General features: G+C 66.8%; 10 protein-coding genes. 3 read left to right on the top strand and 7 right to left on the bottom strand.

Annotated elements, in window-relative coordinates; genetic code table 11:
• Positions 1–15: 15 nt before the first annotated feature.
• Positions 16–654: a response regulator transcription factor gene (locus ACP7BY_RS12040; protein WP_033967336.1), complete on the bottom strand. Its 639-nt coding sequence runs from the start codon at positions 652–654 to the stop codon at positions 16–18.
• A 76-nt stretch (positions 655–730) separates the two neighbouring features.
• Between ACP7BY_RS12040 and ACP7BY_RS12035 the strand changes: the two genes are divergently transcribed.
• Positions 731–919 carry a hypothetical protein gene (locus ACP7BY_RS12035; protein ID WP_197057905.1) on the top strand — a complete coding sequence of 63 codons (189 nt, stop codon included), beginning with the start codon at positions 731–733 and terminating at the stop codon, positions 917–919.
• Positions 920–1,121: 202 nt separating this feature from the next.
• On the opposite strand, the gene ACP7BY_RS12030 is transcribed toward ACP7BY_RS12035, so the two are convergent.
• Positions 1,122–1,664, bottom strand: a complete 543-nt coding sequence (locus tag ACP7BY_RS12030; RefSeq protein WP_033967340.1) for a GNAT family N-acetyltransferase — start codon at positions 1,662–1,664, stop codon at positions 1,122–1,124.
• A 179-nt stretch (positions 1,665–1,843) separates the two neighbouring features.
• Between ACP7BY_RS12030 and ACP7BY_RS12025 the strand changes: the two genes are divergently transcribed.
• Positions 1,844–3,088, top strand: a complete 1,245-nt coding sequence (locus ACP7BY_RS12025) for an NAD(P)/FAD-dependent oxidoreductase (RefSeq protein ID WP_033967334.1) — start codon at positions 1,844–1,846, stop codon at positions 3,086–3,088.
• Between the two features lie 129 nt (positions 3,089–3,217).
• Here ACP7BY_RS12025 and hisC read toward each other — a convergent pair whose 3' ends face one another.
• From hisC to ACP7BY_RS12000, 5 genes are all read right to left on the bottom strand, one after another.
• Positions 3,218–4,312, bottom strand: a complete 1,095-nt coding sequence (gene hisC / locus ACP7BY_RS12020) for a histidinol-phosphate transaminase (RefSeq protein WP_137903349.1) — start codon at positions 4,310–4,312, stop codon at positions 3,218–3,220.
• Positions 4,313–4,376: 64 nt separating this feature from the next.
• A complete protein-coding gene (locus ACP7BY_RS12015; RefSeq protein ID WP_033967333.1) occupies positions 4,377–6,095 on the bottom strand; it encodes a DEAD/DEAH box helicase in 1,719 nt (572 codons plus the stop codon).
• Between the two features lie 301 nt (positions 6,096–6,396).
• Positions 6,397–7,578, bottom strand: coding sequence for an NAD(P)/FAD-dependent oxidoreductase (locus tag ACP7BY_RS12010; protein WP_033967400.1), 1,182 nt, complete (start codon positions 7,576–7,578; stop codon positions 6,397–6,399).
• The gene (locus tag ACP7BY_RS12005) at positions 7,575–9,143 is read right to left on the bottom strand and encodes a sensor histidine kinase (RefSeq protein WP_137903357.1); all 1,569 of its coding nucleotides are present in this window, start codon (positions 9,141–9,143) and stop codon (positions 7,575–7,577) included. The genes ACP7BY_RS12010 and ACP7BY_RS12005 overlap by 4 nt, the downstream gene beginning before the upstream one ends.
• Positions 9,140–9,823, bottom strand: a complete 684-nt coding sequence (locus ACP7BY_RS12000) for a response regulator transcription factor (protein WP_033966921.1) — start codon at positions 9,821–9,823, stop codon at positions 9,140–9,142. The genes ACP7BY_RS12005 and ACP7BY_RS12000 overlap by 4 nt, the downstream gene beginning before the upstream one ends.
• A gap of 136 nt (positions 9,824–9,959) precedes the next feature.
• Here ACP7BY_RS12000 and ACP7BY_RS11995 point away from each other — a divergent pair, with 136 nt between their 5' ends.
• A complete protein-coding gene (locus tag ACP7BY_RS11995; protein ID WP_137903358.1) occupies positions 9,960–11,156 on the top strand; it encodes an acetyl-CoA C-acyltransferase in 1,197 nt (398 codons plus the stop codon).
• The last annotated feature ends 6 nt before the right edge of the window (positions 11,157–11,162 follow it).

Genomic DNA, 11,162 nt, shown 5'->3' with positions numbered 1-11,162 from the left:
CAGGAACGTCGGCTTTCATTCGCCCGATGATGTGTGGAGCCGTGCGGCAAAGGCCAGCCGCAGCACGTCGGACATCGAGCGCACGCCGAGCTTATGCGTCAGGTTGGCGCGGTGAGCCTCCACGGTACGCGTCGAAATGCCGAGCTTGTAAGCAGTGATCTTATTGGGTTGCCCGTTGACCAGGCCATCCAGCACATCGCGCTCGCGCGGCGTCAGCGCGGCGAGGCGGACGCTCGCCTCGATCGCGCTCAATTGCTCGGCCTGCGTACTCGCCAGACGATCAAAAGCTTCGTCGATCGCGTGCAGCAACGCAGTCTTCTCGAACGGCTTTTCCAGAAAATCGACCGCACCCGCCTTGATCGCCCGCACTGCCAGCGAAATATCGCCATGCCCGGTCAGCACAATCACCGGAAAAGCGATCCCGCGCTCGTTGAGCAGGCGCTGGACCTCAAGCCCGTCTACCCCCGGCATACGCACGTCCAGCAACACGCACCCCGGCAGGGCATGGCCTACCGCGGCGAGGAAAGCTGTGCCCGACTCATAGGTTTGCACCTCGAATCCGGCTGTTCGCAGCAAAAACCCGGTGGAGCGCCGAATCGCGTCGTCATCGTCGACGAGGTGGATGATGCGCTTGTCCGGGAGCCTATCGGGCATGGGACACGCTCCGCATGAAGGTGGAATGAAACGCCGTACCGCCCCCCGCTAATGGATCCGTCTCACCAGGTTCGCCATGCGCCCCAACGATCGTCTGACAGATCGACCGACCCTGCCTCATACCATCCTGCTTGATCGAGGCGAAAGCCTTGAAGAGCCGACACATCCTTTCTGGGGAAAGCTCTACACCCGTATCGGCGACGGTCACTTCACGCAAATCATTCAAGGCCATCGCCGTCATGATGGCCGTTATGCGGGGCAGTAAATCTGCCATTGCCTGAAATGTATTGCTGACATCGTTGCCCACCCGCGCTGGATCCCGACGCACCCGCCAACGGGAGTCCGGGCACGGCCTGCCGGGGATCGCATGGTTCAGGCGCGCCAAGGCGATTGCGGCTATGCCGTCGCGCCAAACCGTCACGCCTGCAGCGGCAGACCACGGGACCCTTTGCGCCCTCACCCATCCCTTACATCGGGCGGTTGGGCATCCCCGCCCGTGGCACGTCGTGCGCGAGCTTGCGGCTGACGAGCAACAGGCTCGAATCCCCGGGATAGGATTCGACGGTGAAGCCCATTTCGCGCTCCAGCTCGATCGCCGCGTGATTTTCGCGGCTTTCGATCGCCTCGAGCACTTTCACGCCCTTGGTCTCGGCAAACCGCGCGACATAAGCGAGCAATTCCCAGCCCACGCCCTTGTTCTTGAAGTCCTTGCGGATCGCGATCGCGACCTCGCCGCGCTCGAAGGTCGCGTCGCACGCGAGCATCGCGGTGGCGATCATCATCGACCCATCCTTGGTGAAGGCGAGAAAATTCTCCGACCAGCGATGGTCGATATGCGTCAACGCAGCGATCTGGTCGGGGCGCACTTCATTGAGACCGGTCAGGAACCGAAAGCGCAAATCCTCATGGGTTACGTGCGTGAAAAATTCCGCAACCGTGCCGTCATCCTCGGGCCGCGCGGGGCGAACGTGAAATTCAAAGCCCGTCCGGGTTGTGAGATGCTCAATCATCGGGCCACCTTTCGCAACAGCGGCGGTTGATCGACGCCGCATTTCGCTGGCTGGAAATAGGATTGCGAAGCCCGCCCGGGTAGCTGCGGAAACTACCTATTGGCGCGCGGGGGTTGATCCGCGCCAGTCGCGCTTTCATGAGGGCCCAAAGAACACTGCCCTGCCGGAGAGGATCTGCAATGACCGACACCAACCCGACGCCCTTCGATGTCCTGATCGTTGGGGCCGGGCATGGCGGCGCGCAGGCGGCGATTGCGCTGCGCCAGCGCAAGTTCGAGGGCACGATCGCCTTGCTCGGCGACGAACCCGAACTGCCCTATGAACGCCCGCCGCTGTCAAAGGAATATCTGGCCGGGGACAAGCCGTTCGAGCGCCTGCTGATCCGTCCGGCAGCTTTCTGGGTCGATCGCGACATCACACTCCTCCCCGGGCGGCTTGTCGTATCGGTCGACGCCGCCGCGCATCAGGTCAGCACCGCGGATGGCAGCACGATCGGCTATCGCACGCTGATCTGGGCGACCGGTGGCACCCCGCGCCGCCTGACCTGTGCGGGCCATGATCTGAGCGGCGTCCACGGCGTGCGCACCCGCGCCGATGTCGACCGGATGATCGCCGAACTGCCCGCCGTCACCCACGCGATCGTCATCGGTGGTGGCTATATCGGGTTAGAGGCCGCCGCCGTGCTGACCAAGCTCGGCAAACCCGTCACCGTGCTGGAGGCGGCCCCGCGCGTGCTGGCGCGCGTCGCGGGCGAACCGCTGTCGCATTTCTATGAGGCCGAGCACCGCGCGCACGGCGTCGATCTGCGCACCGGCGTGACCGTCGACTCGATCGTGGGCGAGAACGGGGCTGCCAGCGGCGTGCGTCTGGCCGACGGGACGGTGCTGCCCGGCAATCTCGTCATCGTCGGCATCGGCATCATCCCCGCCGTCGCCCCGCTGCTGGCGGCGGGCGCGGACGGCGGCAATGGCGTGAACGTGGACGCGCTGTGCCGCACCAGCCTGCCCGACATTTTCGCGATCGGCGACTGCGCCGCACACCCAAATCCCTATGCCGATGGCGCGGTGATCCGGCTCGAATCGGTGCAGAATGCGAACGACCAGGCGACCACCGTCGCCAAGCTGCTGACCGGCGAGGAAACGCCCTATGACGCGGTGCCGTGGTTCTGGTCGAACCAATATGATTTGAAGCTGCAGACGGTCGGCCTGTCGATCGGCCATGATGCGGTGGTGTTGCGCGGCGATGTGGCCGCGCGCAGCTTCTCGGTGATCTATCTCAAGCACGGCCATGTCATCGCGCTCGACTGCGTCAACGCCACGCGCGATTATGTGCAGGGCCGCACGCTGGTGGTGGCGCGCGCCGTGGTCGATCCCGCGCGGCTGGCCGACGCAGCAGTGCCGCTGAAGGAGTTGCTGCCCGCTTGAGCGAGGGCGGCATCTCGCCCCCAAACCCGTTCGTTTCGAGCGTGGTCGAGAAACCTGGCACAGCGCGTGGGGCCGTTTCTCGACTGCGCTCGAAACGAACGGGGGTGAGGACTCGGGCGTGGCTCGCCCTTACGCGCCCACGATCTCGCGCAGCGCCTCGGCCAGCCCGCGCGTTTCCGCCTCGGTGCCGATCGTCATGCGCAGGCCGTTCGCCAGCCCCTGCCCCGGCAGCCAGCGCACGATATAGCCGCGCTCGAGCAGCGCCTTATACGCCGTCTCGGCGGTGACTGCGCCTTCGAACAGGACGAGCAGGAAATTGGCCTCGCTCGGCACCGCGCGCAGGCCCACATTGCCGAGCTTGGCGATCTCGTCCTTGAACCAGGCGCGCCACACGCGGTTATGCTCGCGCGAGGCAGCGATGAAGTCGGCCGCGCCCAAAGCCGCAATCGCCGCTTCCTGGCCCGCCGTGGTGCAGCAGAACGGCGCGCGGATGCGGTGCATCGCGGCAATCGCCTCGGCCGAGCCATAGCCCCAGCCAATGCGTTCGGCGGCAAGCCCGTGGATCTTGGAGAAGGTGCGCGTGACGATCACATTGGGCGCAGTACGGGCGAGCTCCAGCCCGCCATCGTCATCCTCGGGCGTCAGATATTCGGCATAGGCCTGGTCGAGCACCAGCATCACCTGCGGCGGCAGGCCTGCGTGCAGCCGTGCGATCTCTGCCTTGGCGGTGAAGGTGCCGGTCGGGTTGTTGGGGTTGGCAACGAACACCACGCGCGTCCGCTCGGTCACCGCCGCCAGGATCGCATCGACATCGGTCGCATAATCGCGGTCGTCCGCCACCACCAGCGTCGCGCCGACCCGGCGCGTCGCAATTTCATAGACCGCAAAGCCATAACGGACCTGGATCACTTCATCGCCCGGCCCGGCATAGGCCCCGGCGACGAGATGCAGCACTTCGTCCGAACCCGTGCCGTAAATCACCCGCGCCGGATCGAGATCATGATGCGCCGCAATCGCCTCGCGCAGCACCGCCGCCCCCGCATCGGGATAGCGCGCCAGGTCGCCCGCATGGCGCGCAAATGCCTCGACCGCCTGCGCGCTGGTGCCAAGCGGATTCTCGTTCGACGACAGCTTGATGACCGGCGTGTCGCCTTCGACCGTCGAGCGACCCGGAACATAAGGAGCGATAGCCATGACCCATGGCTTGGGCTGAGGTGCGTTCATGCCCCGCGCGTTAGCGGGGAACCAGCAGAACATCAAATCCTCCCCAGTACGGGGAGGATGAGAATTACCGCTGCGGGCGCTTGTTCGGGCCACCCGGGCGCAGCGTCGGGCGCGGATTGTGGCGCACCGGTGCCGGGCCGTTCGCGCGGCGCGGACCGCGCTCGGCTTCGACCGGGCCACCCTGCACCGCTTCGAACTGCACGCCGCCCTCGGCCTCTTCGCCCGCGGTGCGCTTCACCGCTGCCATGAACTTTGCCGCGATCGCGCTCGGCACCTGGAACATCGTCTCATTGGCGGCAATGCGGATCGCGCCGACTTCGTTCTTGGTGATGTGCCCGCGACGGCAGATCAGCGGCAGGATCCAGCGCGGATCGGCATTCTGCCGCCGACCGATGTCCATGCGGAACCATTTGACGTCGTCAAAGCCCTCGCGGTGATGCTCCTTGCCGGGTTCGCGCTGGTTCGCCCCGCTTTGTTCGATCATCTCCTCGGGCGCGGGCATCCGCGCGCGATAGCTGCGCACCAGCGCCGCCGCGATATCCTCGGGGCTCTTCTTCTCGAGCAACTGTGCGCCGAGCGCGCGATCGTCCTCGTCGACTTCGACGTCTTCCATCAGCATCGTCATCAGCCGCGACTTGTCGGCCTTGCGGATGTCGTCGACGGTCGGCGCGTTCATCCATTCGACCGCGATCCGCGCGCCGCGCAGCATCATCTCGACGCGGCGCTTGCGCTGATACGGCACGATCAGGATGGCCGTGCCCTTCTTGCCCGCGCGGCCGGTGCGGCCCGAACGGTGCTGCAGCGTCTCGGCATCGCGCGGCAGTTCGACGTGAATGACGAGGCTCAGCGACGGCAAATCGAGCCCGCGCGCGGCAACGTCGGTCGCCACGCACACCCGCGCGCGCTTGTCGCGCAGCGCCTGCATCGCGGCATTGCGCTCATTCTGGCTATGCTCGCCCGAGAGCGCGACCGCGGCAAAGCCCCGCTCGATCAAGCCGGCATGCAAATGCCGCACATTGTCGCGCGTCGCGCAGAACAGGATTGCGGTTTCCGCCTCATGCAGCCGCAGCAAATTGACGACGGCATTCTCGATATCGGCCGGCGCGACGGTCACCGCCTGATAGCTGATGTCGCCATGCCCGCGATCCTCGCCCACGGTCGAGATGCGCAACGCATCCTTCTGGTAGCGCTTGGCCAGCGCCACGATCGACTTGGGCATCGTCGCCGAGAACAAAAGCGTGCGGCGCTCGGACGGCGAGGCGTCGAGGATCAGCTCGAGATCCTCGCGGAAGCCCATGTCGAGCATCTCGTCGGCTTCGTCGAGAATGACCGCCTTGAGGTTGGACAGGTCGAGCGCACCGCGTTCGATATGGTCGCGCAAACGCCCCGGCGTGCCGACGACGATATGCGCGCCATGGCTGAGCGAACGGCGTTCGCGGCTGGCGTCCATGCCGCCGACGCAGGTCGAAATGCGCGCACCGGCCTTGGCGTACAGCCATTCCAGCTCGCGGCTCACCTGCAGCGCCAGTTCGCGCGTCGGCGCGATGGCGAGCGCCAGCGGCGCGCGCGGCGGCGGCAAGCGGCCTTCGTCCTCGGTCAGCAATTGCGGCGCGATGGCAAGGCCGAACGCGACGGTCTTGCCCGAGCCGGTCTGCGCCGAAACGATGAGATCGCGGCCTTCGGCCTCGGGTTCGATAACCGAAGCCTGGACAGGCGTTGGGGCGGCATAGCCACGGGCGGAAAGCGCTTCGGCAAGAAGCGTGGGGAGGTGTGAAAAGGGCATGGTATTCCGGATATGGGGGCGGCGGGGGCGCGCGCCAAAGCGAGCGCTTAGCACAGGCCTGCAGGAAAAGCACGGGGGGGGTGTGCAATTGGTATCATGGGGGTGGGGTTTTGGAGGGCTGAGGTGCCGGGATACGGCGGGCCGACCCACCCCCGCCCCCTCCCTTCCAGGGAGGGGAGCCCCCCTATTCCTCCTCCACTCCCTGGAAAGGCGGGAGCCTACTTCTTCCTCCCCTCCCTGGAAGGGAGGGGCTGGGGGTCGGCCGGCCCACAGCGGAGCGCAAGGCCGATGAAACGCCCCCTTAAACCACCATCCCAGCCGCCCAGCCGCTCGCCCAGGCCCATTGGAAATTATACCCGCCAAGCCACCCGGTCACATCGACCGCCTCGCCGATCGCATAGAGCCCCGGCACCTTGCGCGCTTCCATCGTCTGCGACGAAAGCTCCGCAGTCGAAATGCCGCCCGCCGTCACTTCGGCCTTGGCGAAACCCTCGGTGCCATTGGGGGTGAACGCCCAGTCCGCCAAGTGCCGCGCCGCCGCCTCGACCGCTTTGTCGGTCGCCGCGCCCAATTCGCCCTCGATGCCGAGCCGGTCGGCCAGCGTCTCGGCCAGCCGTCCCGGCAAATGGTTGGACAGAGCCGAGGCCAGCGACACGCGCGGCCGCGCATGTTTGGCCGCCACCAGCCAGCCCGGTTTCAGCGCGGGCAGAAAATCGATCGCGACCGGCTCGCCATGCCGCCAGTAAGACGAGACTTGCAGGATCGCCGGGCCGCTCAGCCCCTTGTGGGTGAACAACGCCGCCTCGCGAAAGCGCGTCTTGCCAACGCGCGCGACCACCTCCGCCGCCACCCCCGAAAGCGCGCGGAACAGAGTCTCCTCGCCCCCCAGCGTCAGCGGCACCAACGCCGGGCGCGGTTCGACCACTTTCAGCCCGAAGCGCCGCGCCAGATCATAGGCAAAGCCGGTCGCACCCATTTGCGGGATGGACGGGCCGCCCGTCGCGATCACCAAAGCGGGCGCGCTGGCGGTGCGATTGCCGAAGCTGACGCGATACTGCCCGTCGGCGTGCGCGACGTCGCTGATCCCTGCCCCCAGCGCGATCTCCACCGCACCCCGATCGCATTCGTCCTGCAGCATCGCGACGATCTGTTTGGCCGAGCCATCGCAGAACAATTGCCCCAGCGTCTTTTCGTGCCAGGCGATGCCGTGCTTATCGACCAAAGCGATGAAATCGGCAGCGGTGTAGCGTCCCAGCGCCGATTTGGCGAAATGCGGGTTGGCCGAGAGATAGCGATCGGCGGCGGTATGCACGTTGGTGAAATTGCAGCGCCCGCCGCCCGAGATCAGGATCTTTTTGCCGATCGCCTCGGCATGATCGATCAGCAGCACGCGGCGTCCGCGTTGCCCGGCAGTGGCGGCGCACATCAGGCCCGCCGCGCCCGCGCCTAGGATGATGGTGTCATAAGAAGAAAGTACGGTCATGCCGCCGCCAAGAGCGCAATTCGGAAGCGAGCGCCAGCGGCAACGCGTTCGGCGACGATCGTACCCCCGCTCGCCGCCAGCAGCGACCGCGCGATAGCGAGCCCCAGGCCCGCCCCGCCCGCTTCCCGCCGCCCGGTGAAGAACGGCTCGAAAATCCGCTCCAGATCCGCCACCGCCACACCCGGCCCATCGTCGACGATCGAAATCTCGACCCCCGCCTGCCCCGCCACCACAATCGTCACCCGCGCCGCGCCCGCTTGCCGCGCATTTTCGACCACGGTTTCCAGGATCGTCTCGATCGCGGCACTGGTCACCCGTGCGGGCGGTACATCGCCCGCGTCGATCACCACCGTAAAATGCTCCGAGCGCAGCGAATCCGCCACCCGTCGCGCCGCCGCGACGACATCGGCCTGCGCGCCCGCCTCGATCGTCGTCATGTCGGCACGCGCCAGATCGAGCAGCCGCTGCACCAGCCGCGCCAGCCGGTCGGCATCGGCGGCGGCATTGCCGAGGAAACGCTGCCGCTCCTCCGCACGCATCGTCCCGCCATGCTCGTCGAGCAATTCCAGCGCCCCGCGAATCCCGGCGATCGGCGTCTTGAACTCATGCGCCACCGCCGCCGCGACATCGCGCAAATAGCGTTGGCGGCGTTCGATCCGCTCGGCCATCGCGCGGAAATTGTCGTAGAGCTGCGCGATCTCGATCGCGGCCGTCACCGGCGTTTCGGGCACGACCGGCACACCGCGCGCGACCTCCTCGCTGGCGCGCGCCAGCGCCATGATCGGCCGCGCAATGCCGCGTGACAACAGCCCGGCCAGCACCAGCAGCGTCAGGAAAATCAGCCCGGCGCCCAGCAGAATCGCGAACCGGTCCTGCCAGATACCGATGAACAGCCCGCGCGGCGAGCGCGTCACCATCACCACGCCGATCACCTTGCCATCGGCGATCACCGGGCGGGCGTGATGGACGCGGATTGCATAAGCGCGGCTGAGCGCGGCGCGCCAATCGGCCATTTCGGCGGCACTGCGTTCGCGCAACACGGTCGCACTATGCCCGGCCAGCGCCGCGCGGACTTCGGTCAGCCCGGCAAGACTCTGTCCGGCATCGCCGCGCCCCAGCACGACAACGCCCTGCGCATCCAACAACCGCGTTCCGGTCAGCGTCACCGCCACCGCATCCCCGACCATCGGCCGCAACCGCGCCGCCACCTGCAGCGCGCGCGCATCCGCCGCGCCTGCCCGCACCCCAGCCGACGCGCGCGGCAGCACCGGCATGGTACGCAAATCGATCGCGGGCGCTTCGGGCGCGAGCGGGCGTGCCGATGGATCGGGCTGCGGCGCGTGCGCCGCGTCATACCACGCCGCCTTATACGCCGCCGCCAGCACCACGCTTTGCGCGATCAGTTCGGACTCGGTCTGCTGAACAAGCGTATTTTCATACACGCGCAGCGACAGCGCGGCGACACCGGGCAGCGACGCCACGAACAGCAAGGTGCCAAACAGGATCGCGCTCAAATGCAGGCGCGGCCAATGCGCCTTGGCCAGCGCCTTCAGCCAGCCGATCACGCACAGCGACCGATGCGATAGCCGATCCCGGCGCGCGTCTCGACCAGATCGACGCCCGGAAACTTGCCGCGCAAATTGCGCACATGGCTATCGATCGTGCGATCGGTGATGGCAAAGCCCGGCCCGTGCAGCCGATCGATGATCGCATCGCGTGTGAACACCTTGGCCGGGCTGGTCGCGAACAGCAGCAGCAACTGGAATTCGGTCGCGGTGAGCGGAACCGGCGTCGCGTCCCAGCGCGCCTCCCAGCCATCGGTGTCGAGCGTCAACCGGTTGTGCGTGACCGTCGTCGCCCCCACCGCTGCGCGCGTACCGCGTTTCAAAATCGCGCCGACGCGCGCCACCACTTCGCGCGGCGAGAACGGCTTCACCACATAATCGTCGCCGCCAATCTCGATCCCGACGATGCGGTCGATCTCGTCATCGCGCGAGGACAGGAACAGGATCGGCAGCGCCGCCGCCGCCCCACCCTCGGCGCGCAGCATCCGGCACAGATCGAGCCCGTTCAGCCGCGGCATGTTGATGTCGAGCACCATCAGATCGGGCATGCGCCGCGCGATCGCGGCTTGCGCATCCTCGCCGTCGCTCGCTTCGGCGACGCTCATCCCCGCCTTGCCCAGCGCGAAGGCGAGCAAGTCGCGGATATGCGGGTCGTCATCGACAATCAGGATATGGCTCATGCGTGTCATTGTGGCTCCGGGATGCGACCGGTCAACCGTGTAGCGCGCAGCGCATCCACGGATGATCCGGCGCTTGTGGAGAAAGCGTGCAGGCTCTACACCCCTTTTCCATACCCAAAGCTCGAAAGCATCTGCCATGCGTGAAGCCGCGATCGTCTCCACCGCCCGTACCCCGATCGGCAAGGCCTATCGTGGCGCGTTCAACGCGACCGAGGCGCCGGTGCTCGCGGCGCATGTGATGAACGCCGCGGTCGAGCGTGCAGGCATCGATCCGGTACGCATCGACGAGATTTTCTGGGGCGTCGGCAATCAGTGGGGCAGCCAGGGCGGCAATGCCGGGCGCATGGCGACCTTCGCGGCGGGCTTGCCCGAGAGCGTCCCCGCTTTCACGCTCGATCGCAAATGCGGCTCGGGGTTGACCGCGATCGCGCTGGCCGCGCGCAGCATTATTTGCAACGAAATCGACGTGGCACTGGCGGGTGGCATGGAGTCGGTCAGCCTCACCGTCACCAAGGATGCGCCGCGCTATGTCAACCAGTCGGTGATCGCGCGCAAACCGGCAGCCTATGTGCCGATGATCGAAACCGCCGAGATCGTCGCCGAGCGTTATGGCATCAGCCGCGCTGCGCAGGACGCCTATGCCGCGCAAAGCCAGCAGCGCGCGGCGCGCGGGCTCGAAACCGGGGCGTTTCGCGAGGAAATCGCGCCCATCACCGTCGAAAAGGCGCTGTTCGACAAGGAGGGCAACCGCACCGGCAGCGAGACCGTGACGCTCGTACAGGACGAGGGCATTCGCGCGGGCACGACGGCGGAAGCGCTGGCAGGGTTGAAGACGGTGTGGCCGGGCGGCGACTTTTCCGGCCCCGGCCAGCATGTGACGGCGGGCAATGCCAGCCAATTGTCCGACGGTGCCTCCGCGCAGATCGTGATGGACCATGCGACGGCCCTCGCCGAAGGGCGCGAGGTGCTTGGCCTGTATCGCGGTTTCCAGGCGGCCGGCTGCGCGCCCGATGAAATGGGCATCGGCCCGGTCTTCGCCATTCCCAAATTGCTCGCCCGTGCCGGGCTGTCGGTCGACGACATCGGCCTTTGGGAACTCAACGAAGCCTTCGCCTCGCAATGCCTCTATTGCCGCGACATGTTCGGCATCGATCCCGATCGCTACAACGTCAATGGCGGCGCCATCGCGATCGGCCATCCCTTCGGCATGACCGGATCGCGCCTTGTCGGCCACGCGCTGATCGAAGGCCGCAAGCGCGGCGTGCGCTGGGTGGTGGTGTCGATGTGCACCGCAGGCGGCATGGGCGCGGCGGGCCTGTTCGAGATCGTGTAAGCGCCC

Origin of the sequence: Sphingomonas sp. PSPC2-2, assembly GCF_049897725.1 — a bacterium.
Classification (GTDB): Bacteria; Pseudomonadota; Alphaproteobacteria; order Sphingomonadales; family Sphingomonadaceae; genus Sphingomonas.
The sequence above is the reverse complement of the archived record's forward strand: the minus strand, read 5'-3'. Positions and strand labels throughout refer to the sequence as shown.